A 25,618-nucleotide genomic window follows, 5' to 3' on the forward strand; every position below is an offset into this window, starting at 1 on the left:
TTCCCGAGCCAATGTCCGCCGCTTCCCGCGAGGGAGGCGGCGGCCTCGGCCCTTCAGCGACAGCGGGGAAAATCCATGCTGCTCTATGTCTTTCGGCGGTTGCTGACCGCCATACCGACGCTTTTCGTCATCGTGACGCTGGCGTTCTTCCTGATCCGCGTAGCTCCCGGCGGCCCCTTCAACCAGGAGCGCGGGCTAAGCCCTGAGATCAAGGCCAATCTCGAAGCCCAGTTCGGCCTCAACGACCCCCTCTGGCAGCAATATCTCAACTATCTGAACAACCTGCTGCACGGCAATTTCGGGCCGAGCTACAACCTGCCCGACTTCACAGTGGGCGAACTGTTCGCCAAGGGCCTGCCGATCTCGATCCAGCTCGGCGCTTCCGCGCTGACCCTGGCGCTGCTGGTGGGAAGCATCCTGGGCGTGATCGCCGCTCTCAACCAGAACAAGACGGCCGACTACGGCGTCATCGCGCTTGCCACTGCCGGCAGCACCATCCCCACCTTCGTCATCGCGCCGATCATCCAGCTTGTGTTTGGCCTGAGTTGGAAGCTGCTGCCCATCGGCGGCTGGGGCGACGGGGCGCTGATCAACAAGATCGGTCCGGTGCTGACCCTGGCGCTGCCCCAGATCGCCATCGTTGCGCGCCTGATGCGTGGCTCGATGATCGAATCCCTTCGCTCGCACCACATCCGCACCGCCCGGGCGCTCGGCCTTTCGGACTGGTCGGTGGTGGTCAAGCATGCGCTGCGCGGCGCATTGCTGCCGATCATCTCCTATGCAGGGCCTGCTGCGGCGGCGCTGCTGACCGGCTCGATCATCGTCGAGACGATCTTCGCCATTCCCGGCGTCGGCCGCTACTTCGTCGATGCGGCGCTCAACCGCGACTACACGCTGGTGATGGGCACCGTCATCGTGATCGCGATCTTCACCATCCTGTTCAACCTGATCGTGGACCTCCTCTACGCGGTCGTCGACCCGAGGGTGCGTTATGACTGATATGGCGATCGCTGCGCCCGTTGCCGGGCGTTCGTTCTGGGGCGATGCCTGGGCGCGCCTGAAATCCAACAAGGCGGCCATGGTCAGCCTGTTCTATCTGGCTTTCATGGCGATCGTCTGTGTCGCCGGCCCCTCCCTGGTGCCGCACGAATACACCACGATCTATGCCGATTATGTCCGCACGCCGCCCAGCCTGTCGGCCTATCCGAAGGCCGACATGATCGAGAGCGCGCTGCGCGACGCGGTCAAGCGCATGCGTGTCGATGTCGATGAATGGCACCAGGACGGCGACCGGGTCTTCGTTACGGTGAGTTCGTCGAAGCCGGTGGACGAGCGCAGCACGCGCTATCTCGACCGCTCCGACACGTTCGACAACACCCGCATCGAAAGCAAGTCCGACGACGGGCTGAAGATGACGATGAGCGCGTCGGTCAAGCGGCAGTATTTCCTGTTCGGCACGGACAATACCGGGCGGGATCTCCTGGCGCGTACCCTGATGGCCGGGCGCGTGTCGCTGGCGATCGGGCTGCTCGCCGGCATCGTGGCGGTGGCGATCGGCGTGGTCTATGGCTCGGTTGCAGGTTTCACCGGCGGCAAGACCGACGAGGTGATGATGCGCATCGTCGACGTGCTCTATTCGCTGCCCTTCATCTTTTTCGTCATCATGCTGGTGGTGTTCTTCGGGCGCAACTTCGTGCTGATGTTCCTGGCGGTGGGGGCGGTGCTGTGGCTGGACATGGCCCGCATCGTGCGCGGGCAGGCGCTGTCCATTCGCCGGCAGGAATATGTGCAGGCCGCCGAGGCGCTGGGGGTAACGCGGCGAGGCATCCTGCAGCGGCACATCGTGCCCAACCTGCTTGGCGTCGTGGTCATCTACATGACGCTCCTGGTGCCGCAGGTTATCATCCTGGAAAGCTTCCTGTCGTTCCTTGGCCTCGGCGTGCAGGAGCCGATGACGAGTTGGGGCGTGCTGATCTCGACGGGCGCCAAGAACATCGGCACCGCCAACTGGCTGCTTCTGTTCCCTGCCGTGTTCCTGGTTTCCACGCTGTTTGCGTTGAATTTCGTCGGCGATGGCCTGCGCGACGCGCTCGATCCGAAGGACCGTTGAAGCCATGACCAACAACCAACCCATCCTCGCCGTGAAGGACCTGCGCGTCCGCTTCCGCACGCTCGACGGGCAGGTCGATGCCGTCAAGGGTATCAACCTGCATGTAAACGCCGGCGAAACGGTCGCCATCGTGGGCGAATCCGGCTCGGGCAAGAGCCAGACCATGATGGCGGCGATGCGCCTTTTAGCCTCCAATGGCGAGGCGAGCGGCACGGTCGACTATCGCGGCAAGAACCTGCTGGAGCTTGGCAGGTCCGAACTGAACGATGTGCGCGGCCGCAAGATCACCATGATCTTCCAGGAGCCGATGACCTCTCTGGACCCGCTCTACACGATCGGCAACCAGCTCATGGAGCCGATCAGGCGACACCGCAAGCTGAGCGCGGCCGAGGCGCGCAAGGAAGCGTTGCGCCTCCTGGAACTGGTGAAGATCCCCGACCCCGAGCGGCGGATGAAGTCCTACCCCTATGAGATGTCCGGCGGCCAGCGCCAGCGTGTCATGATCGCCATGGCGCTGGCCAACGACCCGGACATCTTGATCGCCGACGAGCCGACCACGGCGCTCGACGTGACCGTGCAGGCCCAGATCCTGACGCTGCTGGCCGACCTGCAGCGCCGGCTCGGCATGGCGATCGTGTTCATCACCCACGATCTCGGCATCGTGCGGCGCTTCGCCGACCGTGTCTATGTGATGCGCTCCGGCGAGATCGTGGAGGAGGGGCAGACTGACGCGCTGTTTGCAGCGCCCAGGCACGACTACACCAAGATGCTGCTGGCGGCCGAGCCGAGCGGCCGCAAGGCGCCGCCGCCCAGCGGCGCGCCGGTGCTGCTCGAAGGGCGAAATGTCGAGGTGACGTTCAGGATCGGCGGTGGCTTCCTCGCCGGCCCACCCTTGATACTGCGGGCCGTGGATCGCATCTCGCTGTCGCTGAAGCGGGGCCAGACCATCGGCATCGTGGGTGAATCGGGCTCGGGAAAGTCCACGCTGGGCCGCGCGCTGCTGCGCCTGCTGCCGAGCGAGGGCGCGATCCGGTTCGATCACCGCGACATCTCCGCGGTCGGGCCCGACAAGATGCGCCCGCTGCGACGCGAACTGCAGCTCGTCTTCCAGGACCCGTTCGGTTCGCTTTCGCCGCGCATGACGATCGGCCAGGTAATTACCGAGGGGCTGCTGGTGCATGAGCCGTCGCTGTCTTCCAGGGCACGCGACATGCGCGCCGTGGAGGCACTGCGCGAGGTGGGGCTCGATCCGAACATGCGCAACCGGTATGCGCATGAATTTTCGGGCGGGCAGAGGCAGCGCATCGCGATTGCGCGCGCGATGATCCTCAAGCCGAAGGTGGTGGTGCTGGACGAGCCGACATCGGCGCTCGACCGTTCGGTGCAGAAGCAGATCGTGGAACTGCTGCGCGATCTGCAGGCCGAGAATGATCTTTCCTATCTGTTCATCAGCCACGATCTTGCCGTGGTGCGCGCCATGGCCGATTACATCATCGTGATGAAGCAGGGACAGATCGTGGAGGAGGGGCCGACGGACGAGATCTTCGACCATCCGCGCGAGGCCTACACGCAGGCGCTGATGAGCGCGGCGATAGACGCAAAGAGATTCCGGGCGCAGCCTGAGGCCAGCGTGGCATAGGCTCGCACCGGCAACGGAGCGAAGAGCCGCTGATTCTATCTCGGCGGCTTGATCTTGCCGACGCCTATGTCGACGGTGACGCTGCCCGACACCTTCACATCGAAATCGCCGACCTTGAAGGATTGCTGCGAATCGGGCTCCGCGATCGGCTCGGGCTGTGGCGCCTGGACGATGGGTTGCGGCTGCTTGACGCCCGGCAGCGGCTGGGCCTCTTCAGCGAATGCGGCGGACGAAGCGGCGGCCGCCAGTGCAAACGCGACAAGGGAAAGAAGGCGAGATTTGTTGCTCATGGCCGTTACATAGCCTTCTGGAGCGCGCTGCACCACGGCCAAGCGACGCCGACAAGCTGACATTTTGTTTGCGGATGAAATTCCGGCCGGGAACCGGGTTGTTCTGGTCGGAGTGGCAGGATTCGAACCTGCGACCCCCTGCTCCCGAAGCAGGTGCGCTACCAGGCTGCGCTACACTCCGCGACCAGACGGCGGGCTTATAGCCGTCGAAAAAAAACTCCGCAAGCGGCAAACGGGCCATGGCGTGCAGAAACTTCGCTTTTCTTTGTACCAACCCACAGCTTTCGGTTTTGAGCCAGCCGAAAGGCGGGTAAGGAGGCATAATGCGGCAGTAAACCGTTGCCGCTACAGTGCAATTCGACCAATCGCGACCGGAGCGGAACTGCGTGACCTTCAAGATCGTCAGCCTGGCCAAGCCCAACACATTTGCGTTCGAAACCAGCGCGCTGGTGAAGCCGACCGGCTTTCGCGAATATGATGCGCGCTGGTGGTTCGGCCACCCCGGTTCGGAAAAGACGCCGGAACTGAACCTCGTTGGCGTGCAGGCGCTGGGCATGGGGCTTGGTACGCTGATCCGCCGGCTGGGCGTCGGCCCTGACATCGTGGTGGGACACGACTTCCGCGGCTATTCGCTTTCGATCAAGCAGGCGCTGACCGCGGGATTGATGGCAGCCGGCGCGCGGGTGAAAGACATAGGGCTGGCGCTGTCGCCCATGGCCTATTTCGCGCAGTTCGCGCTGGATATGCCCTCTGTCGCCATGGTGACCGCCTCGCACAACGAGAATGGCTGGACAGGCGTGAAGATGGGCGCGGCGCGGCCGCTGACCTTCGGCCCGGACGAGATGAGCGCGCTGAAGAAGATCGTGCTGGAGGGCGACTTCGACCTGGTCGGGGGAGGGGCCTTCGAGTTCGTGGAGGGTTTTCGTGGGGTCTACCTGGACGACCTCACGGCCGGGCACAGGATTTCGCGCAAGCTGAAGGTGGTCGCGGCCTGCGGCAACGGGACGGCCGGGGCATTCGCGCCCGAGGCGCTGGAGCGAATCGGCTGCGAGGTGATTCCGCTCGACGTGGAACTCGACCACAGCTTCCCGCGCTACAATCCCAACCCCGAAGACATGGCGATGCTGCATGCCATCCGCGACAAGGTGCTGGAGACGGGCGCCGATGTCGGGCTCGGCTTCGACGGCGACGGCGACCGTTGCGGCGTGGTGGACAACGAGGGCAACGAGATCTTCGCCGACAAGGTGGGCGTGATGCTGGCGCGCGACATCTCGGCTATTCACCCCAATTCTGTATTCGTGACCGACGTGAAGTCGACCGGGCTGTTCACCACCGATCCGGTGCTGCGCGCGAACGGGGCCCGCGCGGACTACTGGAAGACCGGCCATTCCTACATGAAGCGGCGCGTGACCGAACTGGGCGCCATCGCCGGATTCGAGAAATCCGGTCACTTCTTCTTCAATGCGCCCATCGGGCGCGGCTATGACGATGGCATCGTCACGGCGATCGCCGTCTGCGAGATGCTGGACCGCAATCCGGGACGAAGCATGGCCGACCTCTATCGTGACCTGCCCCTGACCTATGGCACGCCAACGATGTCGCCGCACTGTCCCGATGAGGTGAAGTACGGCGTGGTCGACCGCGTCGTGGCGGATTTCCAGGCCATGAAGGAAGGTGGCGCAATTTTTGCGGGGCAGAAGATCGCCGACCTGATCACCGTGAACGGTGTGCGCGTGGTGGCCAAGGACGGCACCTGGGGCCTCGTGCGCGCCTCTTCCAACAAGCCCGAAATAGTCGTTGTCGTGGAAAGCCCGGTTTCAGCCGAGCGCCGGCGGGAAATGTTCGATGCGCTGGACGCGGTGCTGCGCCGCAGCCCGGAAGTAGGTGCCTACAACCAGACGTTCTAGCGGCGCAGCGAAGGCCTGTGCCAGCCCTCAATAGGGGCTGGCGACGTCGCCGGTCTCCACATAGACCGACTTGACCTGCGAATAATGGCCGAGTGCGGCCAGTGCGTTCTCGCGGCCGATGCCGGACTGCTTGTAGCCGCCGAAGGGAATTTCCACCGGCGCCAGATTGTAGGTGTTGATCCAGCAGCTGCCGGCCTGCAGTTCGGAAATGACGCGGTGGGCGCGCGGCAGGTCGCGTGTGAAGACGCCGGCCGAGAGGCCGAACTCGGTGGCATTGGCGCGGGCCACGATCTCGTCTTCCTCCTCGAAGGTCAGCACGCTCATCACCGGGCCGAAGATCTCTTCGCGGGCGATGCGCATGTCATCCTTCACGCCGGTGAAGATCGTGGGCTCGACAAAGAAGCCGCCTTCAAAACCCTGCAGCGAAGGTACGCCGCCGCCCTGATGCAGGGTCGCGCCTTCGGCCTTGCCGATGCCGACATAGCCGGTGACCTTTTCGTGCTGGGCCTTGTTGATGAGCGGGCCCATCTGGGTTTCGGGATCGAGCGGATCGCCGATGCGGATGGCCTTGGTGCGCTGGGTGAGGCGGTCGAGGAAGCGCTCGTAGATACCCTTCTGCACGAAGACGCGGGTGCCGTTGGAGCAGACCTGGCCGGTGGAATAGAAATTGCCGAGCATTGCGCCGCCGACGGCGTTCTCGACGTCGGCGTCGTCGAAGATGATCAGCGGCGACTTGCCGCCGAGCTCCATCGTGGCGTGCTTCATCAGCGAGCCGGCGAGCGAAAGAACCTTCTTGCCGGTGGGCACCGAGCCGGTGAGCGATACCTTGGCCACGGCCTCGTGCGAGGCGAGGGCGCCGCCGACGTCGCCATAGCCCTGCACGACGTTGAACAGGCCGTCGGGCAGGCCGGCCTCGGTGTAGACCTCGGCCAACGCGAGTGCGGAAAGCGGGGTGTTTTCGGATGGCTTGAACACCATGGCGTTGCCCATGGCGAGCGCAGGCGCGGACTTCCAGCCAGCACCCTGGATCGGATAGTTCCAGGCACCGATGCCAACGCAGATGCCGAGAGCCTCGCGCCGCGTGTAGGCGAAGGCGCCGCCGAGGTCGACATATTCGCCATTGTAGCTGCCGACCGCGCCGCCAAAGAATTCGAGCGCATCGGCGGCCGAGGCCGGGTCGGCCACCAGCGTTTCCTGGATCGCCTTGCCGGTGTCCAGCGTCTCGATGCGGGCGATCTCCTCATTGCGGGCGCGCAAAATGTCGGCGGCACGGCGCAGGATGCGGCCGCGCTCGACCGGCTTCAGCCGCGCCCAGGCGGGCTGGGCCTCGCGTGCGGCCTCGATCGCCTGCTCGACGATGCTGGACGTCGCCGAATGCAGCTTGGCGATGGTTTCGCCGGTGGCGGGATAGACGACCGGGAGAGGCGCGCCGCTGTCGTCTTCCACGAAGCGGCCGTTGATGTAGTGCGAGGCTTTGGGTTGAGCGCGCATTGTCGACTCCGGAATTTCTTTCAAGGTGATGCCTGCACTAGCCTAGCGGTCGGAGACCTGCCAGCGCGGATTGATCCAGGGTTCCTGGTTGGAGGGGGCAAGCGGTGCGCGGCCGAGAATGTGGTCGGCGGCCTTCTCGCCGGTCATGATGGACGGCGCATTGAGATTGCCGTTGGTGATGCGCGGGAAGATCGAGGAATCCGCCACGCGCAGTCCCTCCACGCCGATGACCCGGCAGTGCGGGTCCACGACAGCCATCGGGTCGTCGGCGCGGCCCATGCGGCAGGTGCCGCAGGGGTGCAGTGCGCTTTCGGCATGGTCGCGGATGAATTCGTCGAGTTCGGCGTCGCTCTGCACATGGCCGCCTGGCGAAATCTCCTTGCCGCGATAGGGAGAGAAGGCCTGCTGGCCGAAGATCTCGCGGGTGAGGCGGATGCAGCGGCGGAAGTCCGCCCAGTCGTCGGGATGAGACATGTAGTTGAACAGGATCCGCGGCCGGTCCGCCGGGTCGGGCGAGCGCAGCGTCACCGCTCCGCGCGACTTCGAGCGCATCGGCCCGACATGGGCCTGGAAGCCGTGGGATTTCGACGCCGACTTGCCGTCATAGCGCACGGCGGCCGGGATGAAATGGTACTGGATGTCGGGATAGTCGATGCCGGCGGCCGAACGCAGGAAGGCGGCCGCCTCGAAATGGTTGGTGGCGCCGAGGCCGCTCTTGAAGAGCATCCATTGCGCGCCGATCAACGCCTTCGAGAAGGGATTGAGAACGGAGTTCAGCGTGATCGGCTGGGTCGATTCCTGCTGGATGTAGAGTTCGAGGTGGTCCTGCAGGTTGGCGCCGACGCCGGGGCGGTCGGCGACGACGGCGATGCCGTGGTCCTTCAGGTGCTGCGCTGGGCCGATGCCCGACAGCATCAGGATTTTTGGCGAGTTGATCGAGGATGCGGCCAGGATCACCTCGCGCCGCGCCTTGACGACCTGAATCTTCTTGCGAGCTTCGATCTCGACGCCGACGGCGCGTTGATTCTCGATGACGACCTTTCGGGCGAAGCCTTTGACAACGCGGACGTTTGGCCGCTTCAGGGCAGGCCGAAGATAGGCGTTGGCGGTTGACCAGCGGCGCCCGCCGCGAATGGTCTGCTCCATCGGCCCAAAACCTTCCTGCTTTGAGCCGTTATAATCGTCGGTCAGTTCGAAGCCGGCCTGCTTGCCGGCCTCGATGAAGGCGGCATAGAGCGGGTTCTTGCGTTTGCCGCGCTGAACGTGCAGCGGGCCGCCTCTGCCGCGCCAGCCATTCTCGCCGCCCTGGCTGTCTTCCATGCGCTTGAAGTAGGGAAGGACGTCGGCATAGGCCCAGCCGGTGGCGCCCTGTTCGGACCAGTGGTCGAAATCGCGCGCATGGCCGCGCACATAGACCATGCCGTTGATGGAGGAGGAGCCGCCCAGGACCTTGCCGCGCGGAGTGGCCAGAACGCGCCCGCCCAGATGCGGCTCGGGCTCGGTAGAAAAGCCCCAGTCGTAGAGCGGCATGTTGAGCGGGATGGAAAGCGCCGACGGCATCTGGATCAGCGGGCCGACGTCGGTCCCGCCGTATTCGATGACGATGACCGAGTGCTTGCCGTCTTCCGACAGGCGGTAGGCCATGGCCGCGCCGGCCGAGCCTGAACCAACGATGACGAAATCTGCTTCAAGCATCGGCAATGTGCCTCATGTAATCATTCAGTGAAACGTTTCCGCCGGTAGCGATGACCAGAACGGTCTTGCCGGCGAGGTCGAGGCCGCCCTCGAGGAGGGCGGCGAGAGTGGATGCGCCCGAAGGTTCGAGCACGAGCTTCAGCCGCTCGAAGGCGGCCTTCATGGCGCGGCGCACGGAAGCGTCGCTGACGGCCAGCCCGCGCACGCCGGCGGCATTGACGGCCGCGAAGGGCGCTTCGCCGGGCTTGCGCGCCATCAGCCCGTCGCAGATGGAGGGCGGGCCGAGCGGCACAGTTTCGATTGCGCCCTTGGCGAGCGAAGCGCCCATGCCGTCAAAACCTTCGGGCTCGACGGCGATGACCTGCGTCTCGGGCGAAAGGTAGTGGAAGGCGAGCGCCACGCCGCCGATCAGCCCGCCGCCGCCCACCGCGCAGAGCACGATATCGGCCCTGGCGCCCTTGGCGGCCAGCTGGTCGATTGCTTCAAGTCCGGTGCCAGCCTGGCCCGCGACGATCTCCGGATCGTCGAATGGATGCAGAAGCGCCAGCCCTTCATCCTTGGCGATTTCGCGGGCGCGCTCGGAGGCGACCTCCTCGCGCGCACGCGTTCCATGATCGGTCACCACCACGCGCGCGCCGTAACCGGCGGTCGCGTCACGCTTGGCGGCGGGCGCATCGATCGGCATCACGATGGTAACGGGCACGCCGAGCGCCTGGCCGGCAGCCGCCAACCCTTGCGCGAAATTGCCAGAGGAATAGGCGACCACGCCGCGCTTGGCCTCTTCCGGCGAAAGTTGCTTCAGCCGCCAGTATGCACCACGCACCTTGAAGGAGCCGGCCCACTGCAGCGACTCGGGTTTTATGAAGACGCGGGCAGCACCTGTCATGGCCGCCAGCGGGCGGGATTCCAGAAGCGGCGTCAGCTGGGTTACCTGCGAGGTGACCGCATAGGCGCGCTTCAGATGGTCGAGGGTGGGAACGATCGGCGTAGTCATCATTCACCTCGCGGAAAGCGTTTCTGTTCCTCCAGAACATTCAGGTCCATGTGGTTGCGCATGTAGCGCTCGGAAGCCTGCCGAAGCGGCTGGAAATCCCACGGGTAGTAGGAGCCGTTGCGCAGCGCTGGGTAGACAACCCAGCGTCGGGCCTGGCTCTGTCGCACGGCGGCGTCGAAGGCGGCCAGGTCCCAGCGCGCTCGGACCTTCTGCATGAACTCGTCGACCAGCGCGGCATTGGCCGGGTCGGCGGCGAGGTTGACGCGCTCCAGCGGATCCGATTCCAGATCAAAGAGTTGCGGCGGATCCATCTCGCAGTGGACGAACTTGTATCGGCCCTCCCGGATCGCCACGAGCGGCGCATAGGAGCCCTCGGCGGCATATTCCATGAGCACCGGCTCGCTGCGCGGCTGGCCTTGCATCAATGGCAGGAGCGATTGGCCATCCGTCCAGGGCATGATGGCGGCGATGTCGATGCCGGCGAGGTCGCAGAGCGTGGGGCAGATGTCGAGGTTTGAGGTCGGCGCCTCGATCAGGCCGGGGGCGATGCCCTTGCCGGCGACCATCAGCGGCACGCGCGCCGAGCCCTCGAAGAAGTTCATCTTGAACCATAGGCCGCGCTCGCCAAGCATGTCGCCGTGGTCGGAGCAGAACAGGATGATGGTGTCGTCGAGCATGCGGGTGCGCTCGAGCACCGAGATCAACTCGCCCACCTTGTCATCCAGATAAGAGATGTTGGCGAAATAGCCGCGGCGCGAACGGCGCACCTGCTCGGGCGTGATGTCGAAGCTGTCGTAGTCGCTGGCGAGGTAGAGCCGCTGTGAATGCGGGTCCTGTTTCTCCTTGGGGATGAAGCCGACTTCAGGCTCCAGCGCGGGGCAGTCTTCGTAGAGGTCCCAGTATTGGCGGCGCGCGACATAGGGGTCGTGCGGATGGGTGAACGAGACGGTCAGGCACCAGGGGCGGCGCTGCGGGTCTTCCGAGGCGCGGGCGTGCTCGTAGAGCTTCTGCCCGGCAAGGAAGGCGACCTCGTCGTCATATTCCATCTGGTTGCTGATTTCGGCCACGCCGGCGCCGGTGACGGAGCCGAGGTTGTGATACCACCAGTCGATGCGCTCACCAGGCTTGCGGTAGTCCGGCGTCCAGCCGAAGTCGGCCGGATAGATGTCGGTGGTCAGGCGTTCTTCGAAGCCGTGCAGCTGGTCCGGGCCTACGAAATGCATCTTGCCTGAAAGGGCAGTGTGATAGCCGGCGGCGCGCAGGTGATGCGCGAAGGTCGGGATCGAGGAAACGAACTCGGCGGCGTTGTCGTAGACTTCGGTGCGCGAGGGCAGCTGCCCGCTCATGAAGGAGGCGCGGCCCGGGGCGCAGAGCGGCGAGGCGGTGTAGTTGTTGCGAAAGCGCGCGGAACGGGCGGCGAGCGCCTTGAGGTTGGGCGCATGCAGGAAATCAGCCGGGCCGTCGGGGAACAGCGTCCCGCTCAACTGGTCGACCATGATGATCAAGATGTTCGGGCGCCGGCTCATTTGTCCGCCTTCTGCTGGTGAAGCTTGGTCTCGAGATAGTCTTCGATCACCGCAATCGCGCTTGCGGCGTTGGGCGTGCCGTCCTTGAGGGCGCGGCGGATGTAGAAGCCGTCGATCAGGGCGGCGATGCCTTCAGCGACCCGATCGGCCTCGCTGCGGGGCATCAGCGCGCAGAGCCCGCTCATCAGGTTCGAATGCAGCCGGCGCGCATAGACGCGCAGCAGGCGCCGCATGGCGGGCGACTTCTGTGCCTCGACATAGAAGGCGAGCCAGGCGGCAATGGTGCCTGCCTGGAACTGCTTGTCGGAGAAGTTGGCCGCGATGACGGCGAGCACGCGTTCACGTGGGTTCGTGGCTTCGCGAAGCGAGACGCGCGAATCCGCGCCGAGTTCGGACAAGAGATGCCGCATCGTCGCCTGCAGAAGCTCGTCCTTGGCGCCGAAATAATGGTGCGCGAGCGCTGACGAGACGCCGGCGCGCCCGGCGATTTCCGACATGGTGACGTCGAGAGAGCCGCGTTCGCCAATCGCCGAGATCGTCGCGTCGATCAGCGCCTTGCGGCGCAGCGGTTCCATTCCGACCTTGGGCACTTCAATTCCTCCAGACACAAGGTTATTGTTTATTGACGGATCAATCAACAAAAATCCCGCCATCGGGTTTGGCGCTTGCGACAGGCGTCAACCGACATCGAGCACGCCGCGTCGCGCCCGGCAGAAGTCTTGGCCTGTATGTTCATAGTTGAACAGTTACGCCTGCGCGCATAGTGTGCTAGAAGTGACAAGCCAATTTGGGAGAGTCTCATGACTGCTTGCATCGTCGGATGGGCGCATTCGCGCTTCGGCAAGCTGGAAGGCGAAACGCTGGAAAGCCTGATCACGAAAGTCGCGGGGGAGGCGCTTGAACACGCTGGTATCGGACCGGACGACGTGGATGAGATTGTGCTCGGCCATTTCAACGCCGGCTTCTCGCCCCAGGATTTTACTGCAAGCCTTGTGTTGCAGACGGACGACCGGCTGCGCTTCAAGCCGGCAACGCGCGTGGAGAACGCCTGCGCGACCGGCTCGGCGGCCGTGCGGGCTGGCATCCGCGCCATCGACGCGAGGGCCGCGCGGGTCGTGCTGGTGGTGGGCGCCGAGCAGATGACGACGACGCCCGCGGCCGAAATCGGCACCAATCTCCTGAAGGCCTCATATCTCCCGGAAGATGGCGATACGCCGGCGGGCTTTGCCGGCGTCTTCGGCAAGATCGCGCAGGCCTATTTCCAGCGCTATGGCGACCAGTCGGACGCGTTGGCGATGATCGCCGCCAAAAACCACAAGAACGGCGTAGAAAATCCCTATGCGCAGATGCGCAAGGACCTCGGCTTCGAATTCTGCCGCACCGAGAGCGAGAAGAACCCCTTTGTCGCCGGCCCGCTGAAGCGGACCGACTGCTCGCTGGTTTCGGACGGCGCGGCAGCACTGGTGCTGATGGACAGCACGGATGCGCTGTCGATGCGGCGTGCGGTGGCCTTCCGCGCCAACGAGCATGTGCAGGACTTTCTGCCGATGTCCAAGCGCGACATCCTCGCCTTCGAGGGCTGCGAGCAGGCCTGGACGCGCGCTCTGAAGAAAGCGGGGGTGGCGCTGGACGACTTGTCCTTCGTCGAGACGCATGATTGCTTCACCATCGCGGAACTCATCGAATACGAGGCGATGGGTCTGGCGAAGCCGGGCGAGGGCGCAGAGCTCGCTCTGGAGGGCTATACAGCCAAGGATGGCAAGCTGCCGGTCAATCCTTCCGGCGGGCTGAAAGCCAAGGGCCATCCGATCGGCGCGACCGGCGTTTCCATGCACGTGCTGACCTCCATGCAACTGACGGGTGAGGCTGGGGGCATACAGGTGCCGGGCGCCAAGCTGGGCGGCATCTTCAACATGGGTGGTGCTGCCGTCGCCAACTACGTCTCGATCCTGGATCGCATCAGATGAAGCACTCGGCCGTCGTTACCGGAGGCGCATCGGGTATCGGCATGGCGATTGCACGCCGGCTTCTGGACGACGGCTGGCCGGTGGCGATCATCGATGTGGACGAACTGGCGCTTGCGGGGGCCGAGGACGAGTTCGCTGACGACAACGCCATATTCCTGCAGGCCGATGTGACCGACGAGCACGAGGTCGACGCCGCTTTGGACGAGGTGGTGGATCGGCTCGGGCTGATCGGCGGCCTTGTCAACGCGGCGGGAATTTCGCGCGAAGCTGCGGCCGAGGACACCAGCGCAGAACTGTTGCGCGAACTGCTGGACGTCAATCTTGTCGGCACCTTCATCGCCGCCAAGGCGGCGTTGGAGCGCATGGGAGAAGGGCTGTCCATCGTCAACATCGGCTCGGTCTCGGGGTTGCGCGCCAATCGCGGCCATCTCGCCTATGGCGCGTCCAAGGCGGGCGTGAAGCTGATGTCGGAGGTGCTGGCGCTGGAACTGGGTAATCGAGGCGTGCGGGTCAATTGCGTCGCTCCGGGCCCGACAGAGGGGGCTGCGGAGCCGGATGGATATTCGGCGGCGGCGCGACGGCTTTGGGTCGGCCGCGTGCCGCAGGCGCGCTATGGAGAGCCGGAGGAGATCGCGGCGGCGGTGGCTTTTCTGCTTTCACCTGAAGCAAGCTTCGTCAACGGCCACACCCTTGCCGTTGATGGCGGTTTTCTGGCCGCGGGTGTCACGGACGAGCCCTAGCAGCGGGTTCCGGGCACGGCCGTTGTTCCAGCACTGGATTTCCCTTGCATCGGCCTGACGGGCGGCTATCAACTCGTCTGCATTCCTGCTTGCAACGAGGTCATCAGTTCATGTCGAATCCGGTTCTGGTCGAGGTCCTGCGCGGGGACATCGTTGAAAGTGCGCATCCGGGCGCGGTGGCGGTCTTCGATGCCGACGGCAAGTCGGTGCTGGAAATCGGCGACACGCAGCGCGCGATCTTTCCGCGCTCGGCGGTGAAGGCGATCCAGGCGCTGCCGCTGGTGGAAACGGGCGCGGCGGACGCCTACGGCTTCGGCAACAAGGAACTGGCGCTGGCCTGCGCCTCGCATAATGGCGAAGTCGAGCATGTCGAGCTTGCCCGCGCCATGCTGGCGAAGGCAGGGCTGGACGAACACGCGCTGGAATGCGGCGCGCATTGGCCGTCCTATCAGAGGGCCACCACGGAACTTGCCCGCAGCGGCGGCGTGCCGAACGGCCTGCACAACAATTGCTCCGGCAAGCACGCCGGTTTCCTGTGCGCATGCTGCCATGCAGGCATCGAGCATCGCGGCTATGTGAAGGCGGGCCACGCCTATCAGGAAATGCTGCGCGAGGCGCTAGAGAACGTGACGGGGGCTGCCCACAACGCCGACAACCGCGGCACGGACGGCTGTTCCATCCCCACCTATGCCGTGCCTCTCGGAAATCTGGCGCACGGCTTTGCCCGCATGGCGACCGGCATTGGTCTTGCGGACAGGCGCGCGAAGGCTGCCAAGCGGCTGTTTGCCGCCTGCATGGCCGAGCCATTCTATGTGGCCGGCACCGACAGGTTCGACACCAGGCTGATGCGAAGCGCGCCGGGCCGGCTGTTCGTCAAGATCGGCGCGGAAGGCGTGTTCTGTGCTGCAGTGCCGGAACTCGGACTTGGCATCGCCTTGAAATGTGACGACGGCGCGGGTCGCGCGGCAGAAGTCATGGTCGCGGCGGTGATGGCTAAGCTGGTCGCGCATGACGATACGCTGGCACGAAAGCTGCGCGAGTTTGCCCGGCCGGTGCTGACGAATTGGAACGGCATCACAGTGGGCGGTCTGCGACCAACAGACGTGTTGGCCTAACCCTCAAATGCATTGCGGCCAACCAAAGGAGCATGTGGAGGAGGCTTGTGGTAAATTCGGCCAACGCTTAAGCTTCCTGCATGAGCAGAGCCTTTACGCGCGAAGAAGATAGCGAAAATGCGATTGCCGACATAGGCGAACGGCCGGTCAGCGAGCACCGCAATCTTGTGACCGAAAAGGGTCTCGCCCTGATCGAAGCCAACCTGGTGGCGCTGCGCGAAAATCTGGCAGCGGCCGAGCGTGAGGGCAACCGGGAGCGCATCGCGCTCGTTTCACGCGACCTGCGTTATTGGGCATCGCGGCGCGAGACGGCGGAACTCTCCATCCCCGAGGCTGACAGCGATGTGGTGCGCTTCGGCATGACCGTGACGATCGAGAACGACGACGGCCAGAGGAAGAGCTGGAAGATAGTCGGGGAAGACGAGGCAGACCCTACGCACGGCATGATTTCGCACGTGTCGCCGATGGCGATGGCGCTTTTCGGCAAGGGGACAGGCGCCACCGCCACGGTCAATGGCAAGGAATGGGAAATTGTCGAGCTGAAGGTGGGCTGAAGGGGTATCGATCAGCCTGATACCGGCTCGGTATGGTCGCGGAAGAACGCGGCCGCACCGGCTTCGTCAATTTCGCTGGCGGCCACCATAAGCACAAATTGGATGACGTCTTCCTGCTCGGCCTCGATGCTGAGGCCATTGAAATATAGAAAAAGGTCGGCCGCGGCAAAGCCGGTCCGCTTGTTGCCATCCACAAACGGATGGTTCTTGACGATCCCGAACAGATAGGCGGCCGCTAGATCGCAAAGATCGGGCTCGCCATAGGCCTCCTTTTGCAAGGGCCTCGCGAGCGCCGATTCCAGCATCCCATCATCGCGGATTCCCGCAGCGCCGCCGTGAAGACGAAGTTGCTCCGCGTGCATTGCCTCGACGAATTCCCGCGAGTGGAATTCGGTCATTTGGCGAGTGCCCGGTAGGCAACCTCGTATTTCTTCATTCGCTCCCGTGCGATCTTCATCTTGCGCTCGAACTCCTCGGGGGCGTCCGAAGCAGGACGAAGCTTGAGGTCATTTCCCTCTTCGATCAGCACGAGCGTGTCGCCGGCACGAAGATTGTGCCGGTCAAGCACCTCCTTGGGCAGGATGACGCCTTCGGAGTTTCCGATCTTGCGCACAACGACGTTCATCGTCGCCTCCGTTATTGTTATAACGGAAGATATAACACGCGCGGGGCAATCCTACAAGCAATCGGCCTAGCTCGGCTGGAGCAGCCTTTCCAGAAGCCGTTCCGCCGCCTCGGGAATGACTGTGCCGGGCGGGAAGATTTCCGATGCGCCTGCCTTGAGAACGGCATCGTAATCCTGCGGCGGGATCACGCCGCCGGCCACGATCACAATGTCCTCGCGGCCGAGCCGCTTGAGCGCGTCTCGCAACTCGGGAATGAGTGTCAGATGCCCGGCTGCCAGCGAAGAGGCGCCGACAATGTGGACATCATTTTCGGCCGCGAGCTTGGCGATCTCCTCCGGCGTCTGGAACATGGCGCCGACGGTTACGTCGAAGCCGAGATCGGCGAAGGCGCTGGCGATCACCTTCTGGCCGCGATCGTGGCCGTCCTGACCCATCTTGGCGACGAGGATGCGCGGCTTGGAGCCGTGTTCCTTCTCGAAGGCTTCAACCAGTTGCTGGACGCGGTCGGCGGTGGCGTTTTCGCTCATCTCGGCGCGGTAGACGCCGGAGATCGTCTGGACGGTCGCAACGTGGCGGCCGAAGGTTTTTTCCAGCGCAAACGAGATTTCGCCGACAGTAGCCTTGGCGCGCGCGGCGCGGATCGCAAATTCGAGCAGGTTTTCATTGCTCTGCGCAGCCTTGGTCAGCGCGTCGAGCGCGCTTTCGACAGCGGCAACGTCGCGCGTGCCCTTGAGCTGCTGGAGCTTGGCGAGCTGGCGGGCGCGCACCTCGGCATTGTCGACCTTCAGGACGTCGACCTCGATGTCTTTTTCGGGCCGGAAGACGTTGACGCCGACCACCGCCTGCTCGCCGGAATCGATCCGCGCTTGCGTGCGGGCGGCGGCTTCCTCGATGCGCAGCTTGGGTATGCCCCTTTCGGTCGCGGCCGCCATACCGCCCAGATTCTCGACTTCCTCGATATGGGAGAGGGCGCGCGCTGCAAGGTCGTGCGTCAGCCGCTCGACATAGGTGGAGCCGCCCCACGGGTCGATGATGCGGGTCGTTCCTGACTCTTCCTGGAGCACCAGCTGCGTGTTGCGGGCGATGCGGGCCGAATGGTCGGTGGGCAGCGCCAGCGCCTCGTCGAAGGAATTGGTGTGCAGCGACTGGGTGTGACCCTGCGTCGCCGCCATCGCCTCGATCATCGTGCGCATGATGTTGTTGTAGGGATCCTGCGCGGTAAGCGACCAGCCGGAGGTCTGGCTGTGGGTGCGCAGCGACAGCGAGCGCGGGTCCTTAGGCACAAAATTCTTCTGCATCAGGCTTGCCCAGAGCAGCCGGGCGGCGCGCAGCTTGGCGACTTCCATGAAGAAGTTCATGCCGATGGCCCAGAAGAAGGAAAGGCGCGGCGCGAACTTGTCGATGTCGAGGCCGGCGGCCACGCCAGCGCGGGCATATTCGATGCCGTCGGCGATGGTGTAGGCGAGCTCCAGGTCCGCCGTCGCTCCGGCTTCCTGCATGTGATAGCCGGAGATCGAGATCGAGTTGAACTTCGGCATATGGTGCGAAGTGTAGGAGAAGATGTCGGAAATGATCCGCATCGACGGTTTGGGCGGGTAGATGTAGGTGTTGCGTACCATGAACTCTTTCAGAATGTCGTTCTGAATGGTTCCTGCGAGATCCTTCTGCGCAACGCCCTGTTCTTCCGCTGCCACGATGTAGAGCGCCATGATCGGCAGCACCGCGCCGTTCATGGTCATCGACACGGTCATCTTGTCGAGCGGGATGCCGTCGAAAAGCTGGCGCATGTCGAGTATGGAATCGATCGCCACGCCGGCCATGCCGACGTCCCCCGCCACACGCGGATGGTCGCTATCATAGCCGCGGTGAGTGGGAAGGTCGAAGGCAACCGAAAGCCCCTTCTGGCCGGCAGCGAGATTGCGCCGGTAGAAAGCGTTGGACTCCTCGGCCGTCGAGAAGCCGGCATATTGCCGGATCGTCCAGGGCTGCTGGACGTACATGGTCGGGTAGGGGCCGCGGATATAGGGCGCGATGCCCGGATAGGTGTCGAGATAGGGCAGGTCGGCGAGATCGTGCGCGCCGTAGCGGTGCTTTACGGCAATGCCTTCCGGCGTGTGCCAGATCTCGGCCTTGGCGCTCGCCTGTTCGGAACAGGGATCGGACCAGTCGAGCCGTGAAAAGTCGGGAATCATGCGTCAGCTCCGATCAGCTCGTCGAGCCGGGATGGCGGCAGGGGCTCGCAGAAAACGGTGCCGTCCGTCGGCGCCGGGTGGCGATCGGCAGCGAGGGTTGCCACCTCGGGCTCGACAGCCAGCGGGTAGATGGTGGTGCCGATCAACGTGTGCTTGCCGGCCTTGTATTCCGCCGCGCGACGGTCGCGCGCCTCTTGCACGCGCCGCTGGATGTGGCCTTCGGCAAGGCTGCGCAGCACGCCGCCTTCCGTCTCGATTTTCTGGAATTCGCGCCATGCGGCCTCGCAAAGCTCGGCCGTCAGCGCCTCGACGGCACCCGAGCCGGAAGCCGGATCGGCGACGAAGCCGAGGTGGCTTTCCCTGGCCATGATGAGCTGGGTGTTGCGGGCGACGCGCCGCGCGAAGGCATCGGGCAGGCCGTGGGCGATGGTGTGCGGCAGGATGGAGATCGAATCCGCACCGCCGGTGGCGGCGGCGAAGCCCGCAAGCGTGGTGCGCAGGATGTTCGTCTCGGGGTCCTTCAGCGTCATCATCCGATAGGAGGTCTCGGCGTGGATCGTGGCAGGTGAGGGGGCTATGGAACAGCTCTGCTGGACCCGGGCCCAGAGCTTACGCAACGCCCTGATCTTGGCCATGGACAGAAACTGGTCCTGGTCGACGCTGAGCGAGAAGCCGATATGCGGGGCTGCATAGACGAGCGCCTGCCGGGCTTCCTCGAACAGCCGCAGATGCGCGACGGCGGATGCGAGCATCACGCCGAGTTCCTGCGCCTCAGTGGCGCCTGCATTGTGGAGCACTCGGCCATCGGCCTCCAGGAGCATGCCCGGAACGCCGAGCGCGAAGAAATGCGCCAGCGACTGCGGCATCGATGCCTGCAGGGCCTCGATGGACATGCGCAGCCGCCCGGTGCCGGCGAAGATTGCGGCCGGGTCGATGCCGAAGGAAAGGTTGAGCTTGGAAGGGTCGACGCGGCGCTTGGTGAGGATCGCCACCAGCCAGTCGGCCATGGCGCGGCTGGACGGGTGCACGTCGATGCGCAGATAGGTGCGGTTGAGCGCGACGTCCTCCAGAATCGTTTCAAGCACTTCGGCGCTGGCCGGCAGCCCGTAGCCGAAGGCGTTGGGTGCGCCTTCGAAGACCAGGGCAAGGCCGGTTGCGCCCTGGTCGATCTCCTCCTTGATCTGCATCCTGGCGCGCAGCGGATCGGTGTCGTCGATGCGCTGGGCCATGATCCATGGCGAATCGAGGTTTTGCCGGGCGAGGAATTCGGGCGTTGCCGCGCGCTCGTAGAGCGGCTCGATGCGAATGCCGTCATCGGTGTGCGATACCAGCGTTTCCTCGAAGGAGGCGCCCGCCAGTGCCTTTTGCGCAAGGGCAATCCACTGGTCGCGGTCGCCCACGGCAAACTCGACATCGCTGAAGACGGTTCGCGTGTCCATGCTCGTCCCTCTCAACCCGGCTGTCCGGGCTGGTTGAATCTACGGCCATAGCGTCGGCGCTGCAATGCAGCACAGGTTATGCAGCCGAACAACAGTGCGCAACCGACGATCGGTCTTCTCGCATGTTGGCGCGGAGTTGCGGAGGCGCGACGGCCAGCGTTTCGATTGTCGTTGTGGCGCTGCACCCCTGCAATTATACCTTTGAGCAGCCCTCAGGCCCTGCTGCCCCGGCGAGCCGATCGGCGCATTGCCGCAGACGAGAGGAAAACATGGCCCAGGAAGACAGCATTTTCATCGGCGCCAGCCGCAAGCCGGACGACAGCTACCAGCGGGCGGAGAAACTGCTGCTTAAATACGGAAACCGTCACGGCCTGATCACGGGCGCGACGGGAACCGGCAAGACGGTAACGCTGCAGGTTCTGGCCGAGGGCTTTTCGAATGCAGGCGTGCCGGTGTTCTGTGCCGACATCAAGGGCGACCTCTCGGGCATAGCCGCGCCCGGGGAAGCGAAGGATTTTCTGCTCAAGCGCGCCGAGGCAGTGAAACTGGAACCCTATGAGTTCCATGAAACGCCGACGATCTTCTGGGACCTGTTCGGCGAACAGGGCCATCCCATTCGGGCGACGATCAGCGAGATGGGGCCGCTGCTGCTGTCGCGCCTGATGAACCTCACGGACGCGCAGGAAGGCGTCCTTAACATCGCATTCCGCATTGCCGACGAGGAGGGACTGCTGCTTCTTGACCTGAAGGACCTGCAGTCGATGCTGGCCCACATGGCCACCCGCTCGGTGGAGCTTTCGGCGCGCTACGGGAATGTCAATAAGGCGTCCGTCGGGGCGATCCAGCGCTCGCTGCTGGTGCTGGAGCAGCAGGGCGGCGCCAGTTTCTTCGGCGAGCCGGCGCTGCGAATCGCCGATCTCATGCGCACCTCGCGCGATGGCCGCGGTGCAGTGAATGTGCTGGCCGCCGACAGGCTGATGACCAATCCGCGGCTCTATTCGACCTTGCTGCTGTGGCTGTTGTCGGAACTGTTCGAGGAGTTGCCCGAGGTCGGCGACCCGGAGAAGCCGCGGCTCGTGTTTTTCTTCGACGAGGCGCATCTCTTGTTCAACGAGGCGCCGAAGGCGCTGCTCGAACGTGTCGAGCAGGTGGTCCGGCTGATCCGCTCGAAGGGTGTGGGCGTATACTTTGTGACGCAGAACCCACTCGACGTGCCCGAGACGGTACTGGCGCAACTGGGCAATCGCATCCAGCACGCACTGCGTGCCTATACGCCGCGCGAGACCAATGCGGTGAAGACCGCCGCCGATACGTTCCGGCCAAATCCCGATTTCAACACCTTCCAGGCGATCACCAGCCTGGGCACCGGCGAGGCGCTGGTTTCCACGCTGGAGGAAAAGGGCATCCCGTCGATGGTGCAGCGGACGCTGATCCGGCCGCCTTCCTCGCGGATCGGGCCGCTGACGCCAGAGGAGCGGCAGCGCGTAATGAACGCAAGCCCTGTGGCGGGCCAGTACGACCAGATGATCGATCGCGAATCGGCGTTCGAGATGCTGCAGAAGCGGGCCGGGCAGGGCGGCGTGCAGGGTGATACGCAGAAGAACGGCGGCTGGACGCTGCCCGACTTTGGAAACGGCCCTGCGCCGACAGGCGGGCGCCAAAGCCAGCCGCGACCATCCAACCGTCAGACCGTGACGGAAGCGGCGATAAAGTCGGTGGTGCGCTCTGTCGGCTCAACCCTTGGCCGCGAACTGGTGCGCGGCATTCTCGGCGTGCTGAGAAAACAGGGGCGCTCGGAATTAATTGCCGAGTCGCAATCGAAACGCGACCCGGCAGACCGATGAGAAACAGAGAAGGCGGGCTCAGGCCACGCCGACGCTGCCCGTTACCAGGATCGGCGTCTTGTTGGGGACGCGATCGTAAAGGTCGATGATGTCCTGGTTCATCAGGCGCACGCAGCCAGACGAAACCGACTTGCCGATGGAGAACCATTCCGGCGAGCCGTGCAGGCGGTAGAGCGTGTCCACGCCGTCCTTGAAGATGTAAAGCGCGCGGGCGCCGAGCGGATTGTTCAGGCCCGGCTGCATGCCGCCGTTGCGGGCGCTGTATTTGGCCAGCTCCGGTTGGCGGCCGATCATTTCATCCGGCGGCGTCCAGGTCGGCCACTTGCGCTTCCACTGGACGACGGCACGGCCCGACCATTCGAAGCCGGCGCGGCCGAGGCCGACGCCATAGCGCACCGCTTCGCCGCCTTCGCGGACGAGATAGAGATAGTGATTGGACGTGTCGATGACGATTGTGCCCGGCCGTTCGCCAGTCGGATCCTGAACGATCTGGCGCAGGAAGCGCTTGTCCATCTTCTTCAGCGGGATCGCGGGGATCTCGTAGCCCTCGTCAGTCACGGGGCCGTAGATGGTGGTGTAATCGCCAAATACGGGGTCGACGCTTACCTGCGGAGCTATCGGAGGGGGGCCTTCGGTATAGCTTGAGCGTGAGACGGTGCTGCAGGCCGACACTGCGAAAGAGGCGGCGCTGACGGCCGCGGCGCCAAGAAAGCCGCGACGGCTCAGGCGGGTGGAGGTAAGCGAATCAGTCATGGATGCCCTTCAAATTCCAGATGTCGAAAGGGATATCCAACGACATCGCAAGAATGGGTGAACGCTGCACCAGCAGCGCGGTTTTCTCCCCTCATTGGATGGGTGGATAGGTGACTTTGAATCTGGCTTCAGGGTGAAGAAAGAAAGGCGACGATGTGACGGCGGGGTTGCTGTGGCTTTAGGGCCACAGGTGCGTCACGGGCGATTGTCGGACAGCAGGCCTTCCAGCGAAGGCAGAATGAGGCCGGGTTTCAGGTCCTGGTATTCGTCGGGTTGGCCCGTCCGGTTGATCCAGACGGTGCGAAAGCCGAAGCGGGTGGCGCCGGCCACGTCCCAGCGGTTGGACGACTGGAATGAAATGGCATCCGGATAGAGGCGCCAGCCGGTGCTGACCATGTCGTAGACGGCCGGGTCGGTCTTGAACCGGCGCACTTCATCAACCGAGAAAACGTCGTCGAGCACCTGGTCGAGGGCAGCCGACCTGACCGCCGCTTCGAGCATGGCTGGGGAACCGTTCGACAATATGGCAATGCGCGCGCCTTCGGCCTTGAGCGCCTTGAGCACCGCCGGAACTTCCGGATAGCAATCGAGCTGCCAATAGGCATCGAGCAATTCCTGCCGCAAGGCGGGGTCGGCGGAGGGAACCTTGCGGAAAGCGAAGTCCAGCGCCTGCTCGGTCAATTGCCAGAAATCGAGATAGGACCCCATCAAGGTCCGCACCCAGGAATATTCGAGCTGTTTTGCCCGCCAGATCTCGGACAGCAACTGGCCGTCGGGGCCGATGGCGCCGGCATGGCGGCGTACTGCCGCATGCACGTCGAACAGCGTGCCATAGGCGTCGAAGACATAGGCTGGATGGCGCATCGGTCCTCCCCTTCAGCCATGCAGGCAATCGACACTCACCCTATTGCGCCCGGCCGCTGGCATCAAACGTTTCCGTGGTGTCGCGGTTGACGGAGGCGGCCAAAGCGTCTTCCATGTCGGAACCTGAAGGGAGACGTCAGCTCATGTCACTTTCAACGCCAGCTCAGACCAGGACCTGGACCTATGTGGACGGCGACTGGTACGAAGGTAACGTCGCCATCCTTGGCCCGCGCAGCCATGCCATGTGGCTGGGAACCAGCGTGTTTGACGGCGGGCGCTGGTTCGAGGGCGTCGCACCCGACATCGACCTGCATTCCCGGCGTGTCAACGCATCGGCGATTTCACTGGGTCTGAAGCCCACGATGACCGCCGATGAGATCATTGGCCTGACCTGGGATGGTCTGAAGAAGTTCGACAGCAACACGGCGGTCTATGTCCGTCCGATGTATTGGGCCGAGCATGGCGGCTATATGGGCGTGCCGGCCGACCCGGCTTCGACGCGCTTCTGCCTCTGCCTTTACGAATCACCCATGCTGCCGCCCACCGGCTTTTCGCTGACGGTTTCGCCGTTCCGCCGGCCGACCATCGAAACCATGCCCACGAACGCCAAGGCCGGCTGCCTCTATCCCAACAACGGTCGCGCCATCCTCGATGCCAAGATGCGCGGCTTCGACAACGCGCTGGTCCTGGACATGCTCGGCAACGTGGCCGAGACGGGATCCTCCAACATCTTCATGGTCAAGGACGGCCATATCTTCACGCCGGCGGCAAACGGGACCTTCCTTGCCGGCATCACCCGTTCGCGCACCATGTCGCTGCTTGCCGACTACGGCTTCCAGACAACCGAGAAGACCTTGACCGTGCGCGATTTCATGCAGGCCGACGAGATATTCTCCACCGGTAATCACTCCAAGGTCGTGCCGGTGACGAAGATCGAGGACCGGACCATGCAGCCGGGACCGGTGGCCAAGAAGGCGCGTGAGCTTTATTGGGACTGGGCGCACTCGACACCCGTCGGTTGAGAACGGCTGTTTTCGACAGGCGCGGCTTTTTGCAGGAAACAAGCTGCCACTTTTCACAATGATGATCTAGAAGGAGCCGTATTATCGAACACGGGGTTGTTCGGATTCGTCTTCACCATATGTCTGTGCGTAACCGGACGCCGATAGACATCGCTCATAATTGCCAACGAGGGAGTATGACCAATGGCTTTTGAACTGCCCGCTTTGCCCTACGACTACGAGGCCCTGCAGCCCTTCATGTCCAAGGAGACGCTTGAGTATCACCACGACAAGCACCACAAGGCCTATGTCGACAACGGCAACAAGCTTGCCGCTGAAGCCGGCATGGAAAACCTGTCGCTGGAGGAAGTGGTCAAGCAGTCTTTCGGCAAGAACGCAGGCCTCTTCAACAACGCAGCCCAGCACTACAACCACGTCCATTTCTGGAAGTGGATGAAGAAGGGCGGCGGCGGCAACAAGCTGCCGGCGGCGCTGCAGAAGGCATTCGACAGCGACCTGGGCGGCTATGACAAGTTCAAGGCCGACTTCATCAACGCCGGCGTGACGCAGTTCGGTTCGGGCTGGGCCTGGGTTTCCGTCAAGGACGGCAAGCTCGAAATCTCCAAGACCCCGAACGGCGAGAACCCGCTGGTGCACGGCGCGACCCCGATCCTCGGCGTCGACGTATGGGAGCACTCCTACTACATCGATTACCGCAACCTGCGCCCGAAGTACCTCGAGGCGTTCGTAGACAGCCTGATCAACTGGGACTACGTGCTCGAACTTTACGAAAAGGCCTGAGCCGTTTCGCTTCGGAAAACCCCGGCTCGGCCGGGGTTTTTCTTTTCCGGCAAAGGGTTGTAACAGCCTG

The 25,618-nt window shown here is 63.9% G+C and carries 23 protein-coding genes and 1 tRNA gene; 11 read left to right on the forward strand and 13 right to left on the reverse strand.

Annotated elements, in window-relative coordinates:
* The first annotated feature begins 75 nt into the window (after window positions 1-75).
* Genes ABLE86_RS07220 through ABLE86_RS07230 form a run of 3 tightly spaced genes read left to right on the forward strand, consistent with a single transcriptional unit; the run spans window position 76 to window position 3,749 of the window.
* The gene (locus ABLE86_RS07220) at window positions 76-999 is read left to right on the forward strand and encodes an ABC transporter permease subunit (protein WP_348778246.1); all 924 of its coding nucleotides are present in this window, start codon (window positions 76-78) and stop codon (window positions 997-999) included.
* Window positions 992-2,110 carry an ABC transporter permease subunit gene (locus ABLE86_RS07225; protein WP_348778247.1) on the forward strand — a complete coding sequence of 373 codons (1,119 nt, stop codon included), beginning with the start codon at window positions 992-994 and terminating at the stop codon, window positions 2,108-2,110. Before ABLE86_RS07220 ends, ABLE86_RS07225 begins: the two co-directional genes overlap by 8 nt.
* 4 nt (window positions 2,111-2,114) lie before the next feature.
* Entirely contained in the window at window positions 2,115-3,749 is a 1,635-nt protein-coding gene (locus ABLE86_RS07230; RefSeq protein ID WP_348778248.1) for an ABC transporter ATP-binding protein, read from the forward strand.
* A gap of 35 nt (window positions 3,750-3,784) precedes the next feature.
* Here ABLE86_RS07230 and ABLE86_RS07235 read toward each other — a convergent pair whose 3' ends face one another.
* Together ABLE86_RS07235 and ABLE86_RS07240 are read right to left on the reverse strand one after the other, a co-directional pair.
* Entirely contained in the window at window positions 3,785-4,081 is a 297-nt protein-coding gene (locus tag ABLE86_RS07235) for a hypothetical protein (protein ID WP_348778249.1), read from the reverse strand.
* Between the two features lie 62 nt (window positions 4,082-4,143).
* Window positions 4,144-4,220, reverse strand: a tRNA-Pro gene (locus ABLE86_RS07240).
* 205 nt (window positions 4,221-4,425) lie between these two features.
* On the opposite strand from ABLE86_RS07240, the gene ABLE86_RS07245 reads away from it, so the two are divergent.
* Entirely contained in the window at window positions 4,426-5,946 is a 1,521-nt protein-coding gene (locus tag ABLE86_RS07245) for a phosphomannomutase/phosphoglucomutase (RefSeq protein ID WP_348778250.1), read from the forward strand.
* A gap of 27 nt (window positions 5,947-5,973) precedes the next feature.
* On the opposite strand, the gene betB is transcribed toward ABLE86_RS07245, so the two are convergent.
* From betB to betI, 5 genes are read right to left on the reverse strand one after another with little or no spacing between them, the layout of a single operon-like run.
* Entirely contained in the window at window positions 5,974-7,437 is a 1,464-nt protein-coding gene (gene betB, locus ABLE86_RS07250) for a betaine-aldehyde dehydrogenase (RefSeq protein ID WP_348778251.1), read from the reverse strand.
* 42 nt (window positions 7,438-7,479) lie between these two features.
* Window positions 7,480-9,132: a choline dehydrogenase gene (gene betA / locus ABLE86_RS07255; RefSeq protein ID WP_348778252.1), complete on the reverse strand. Its 1,653-nt coding sequence runs from the start codon at window positions 9,130-9,132 to the stop codon at window positions 7,480-7,482.
* On the reverse strand, window positions 9,125-10,126 hold the full coding sequence (locus tag ABLE86_RS07260) for a threonine/serine dehydratase (RefSeq protein WP_348778593.1): 1,002 nt from the start codon (window positions 10,124-10,126) through the stop codon (window positions 9,125-9,127). The genes betA and ABLE86_RS07260 overlap by 8 nt, the downstream gene beginning before the upstream one ends.
* A complete protein-coding gene (gene betC, locus ABLE86_RS07265; RefSeq protein WP_348778253.1) occupies window positions 10,126-11,652 on the reverse strand; it encodes a choline-sulfatase in 1,527 nt (508 codons plus the stop codon). The genes ABLE86_RS07260 and betC overlap by 1 nt, the downstream gene beginning before the upstream one ends.
* Window positions 11,649-12,242 (reverse strand): transcriptional regulator BetI, encoded by a 594-nt coding sequence (betI, locus tag ABLE86_RS07270; protein WP_348778254.1) that lies wholly within the window; start codon window positions 12,240-12,242, stop codon window positions 11,649-11,651. The genes betC and betI overlap by 4 nt, the downstream gene beginning before the upstream one ends.
* Window positions 12,243-12,452: 210 nt before the next feature.
* On the opposite strand from betI, the gene ABLE86_RS07275 reads away from it, so the two are divergent.
* The 4 genes from ABLE86_RS07275 (at window position 12,453) to greA (ending at window position 16,028) form a co-directional block, all read left to right on the forward strand.
* Window positions 12,453-13,619: an acetyl-CoA acetyltransferase gene (locus ABLE86_RS07275; protein ID WP_348778255.1), complete on the forward strand. Its 1,167-nt coding sequence runs from the start codon at window positions 12,453-12,455 to the stop codon at window positions 13,617-13,619.
* Window positions 13,616-14,359, forward strand: a complete 744-nt coding sequence (locus ABLE86_RS07280) for an SDR family oxidoreductase (protein WP_348778256.1) — start codon at window positions 13,616-13,618, stop codon at window positions 14,357-14,359. Before ABLE86_RS07275 ends, ABLE86_RS07280 begins: the two co-directional genes overlap by 4 nt.
* A 110-nt stretch (window positions 14,360-14,469) precedes the next feature.
* Window positions 14,470-15,474: an asparaginase gene (locus ABLE86_RS07285; RefSeq protein WP_348778257.1), complete on the forward strand. Its 1,005-nt coding sequence runs from the start codon at window positions 14,470-14,472 to the stop codon at window positions 15,472-15,474.
* 80 nt (window positions 15,475-15,554) lie between these two features.
* On the forward strand, window positions 15,555-16,028 hold the full coding sequence (greA, locus tag ABLE86_RS07290) for a transcription elongation factor GreA (RefSeq protein ID WP_348778258.1): 474 nt from the start codon (window positions 15,555-15,557) through the stop codon (window positions 16,026-16,028).
* 11 nt (window positions 16,029-16,039) lie between these two features.
* Here the strand turns inward: greA and ABLE86_RS07295 are convergent, their stop codons facing one another.
* The 4 genes from ABLE86_RS07295 to ABLE86_RS07310 all read right to left on the reverse strand — a co-directional run bounded on the left by ABLE86_RS07295 (window position 16,040) and on the right by ABLE86_RS07310 (window position 20,285).
* Complete coding sequence (locus ABLE86_RS07295; protein WP_348778259.1) at window positions 16,040-16,426, reverse strand: type II toxin-antitoxin system death-on-curing family toxin; 387 nt, start codon at window positions 16,424-16,426, stop codon at window positions 16,040-16,042.
* Window positions 16,423-16,653: an AbrB/MazE/SpoVT family DNA-binding domain-containing protein gene (locus ABLE86_RS07300; protein WP_280819688.1), complete on the reverse strand. Its 231-nt coding sequence runs from the start codon at window positions 16,651-16,653 to the stop codon at window positions 16,423-16,425. The genes ABLE86_RS07295 and ABLE86_RS07300 overlap by 4 nt, the downstream gene beginning before the upstream one ends.
* A 66-nt stretch (window positions 16,654-16,719) precedes the next feature.
* Window positions 16,720-18,846 (reverse strand): methylmalonyl-CoA mutase, encoded by a 2,127-nt coding sequence (gene scpA / locus ABLE86_RS07305; protein ID WP_348778260.1) that lies wholly within the window; start codon window positions 18,844-18,846, stop codon window positions 16,720-16,722.
* On the reverse strand, window positions 18,843-20,285 hold the full coding sequence (locus ABLE86_RS07310) for a methylmalonyl-CoA mutase family protein (protein ID WP_348778261.1): 1,443 nt from the start codon (window positions 20,283-20,285) through the stop codon (window positions 18,843-18,845). Before ABLE86_RS07310 ends, scpA begins: the two co-directional genes overlap by 4 nt.
* A gap of 269 nt (window positions 20,286-20,554) precedes the next feature.
* On the opposite strand from ABLE86_RS07310, the gene ABLE86_RS07315 reads away from it, so the two are divergent.
* Complete coding sequence (locus ABLE86_RS07315) at window positions 20,555-22,129, forward strand: helicase HerA-like C-terminal domain-containing protein (RefSeq protein WP_348778262.1); 1,575 nt, start codon at window positions 20,555-20,557, stop codon at window positions 22,127-22,129.
* A gap of 18 nt (window positions 22,130-22,147) precedes the next feature.
* On the opposite strand, the gene ABLE86_RS07320 is transcribed toward ABLE86_RS07315, so the two are convergent.
* On the reverse strand, window positions 22,148-22,882 hold the full coding sequence (locus ABLE86_RS07320) for a L,D-transpeptidase (protein WP_348778263.1): 735 nt from the start codon (window positions 22,880-22,882) through the stop codon (window positions 22,148-22,150).
* Between the two features lie 195 nt (window positions 22,883-23,077).
* Window positions 23,078-23,746: a haloacid dehalogenase type II gene (locus ABLE86_RS07325; protein ID WP_348778264.1), complete on the reverse strand. Its 669-nt coding sequence runs from the start codon at window positions 23,744-23,746 to the stop codon at window positions 23,078-23,080.
* 143 nt (window positions 23,747-23,889) lie between these two features.
* Between ABLE86_RS07325 and ABLE86_RS07330 the strand changes: the two genes are divergently transcribed.
* A complete protein-coding gene (locus tag ABLE86_RS07330; RefSeq protein ID WP_348778265.1) occupies window positions 23,890-24,768 on the forward strand; it encodes a branched-chain amino acid aminotransferase in 879 nt (292 codons plus the stop codon).
* A gap of 183 nt (window positions 24,769-24,951) precedes the next feature.
* Complete coding sequence (locus ABLE86_RS07335) at window positions 24,952-25,548, forward strand: superoxide dismutase (protein WP_348778266.1); 597 nt, start codon at window positions 24,952-24,954, stop codon at window positions 25,546-25,548.
* The last annotated feature ends 70 nt before the right edge of the window (window positions 25,549-25,618 follow it).

The organism is Mesorhizobium sp. KR2-14, from assembly GCF_040049255.1.
Lineage (GTDB): Bacteria > Pseudomonadota > Alphaproteobacteria > Rhizobiales > Rhizobiaceae > Pseudaminobacter.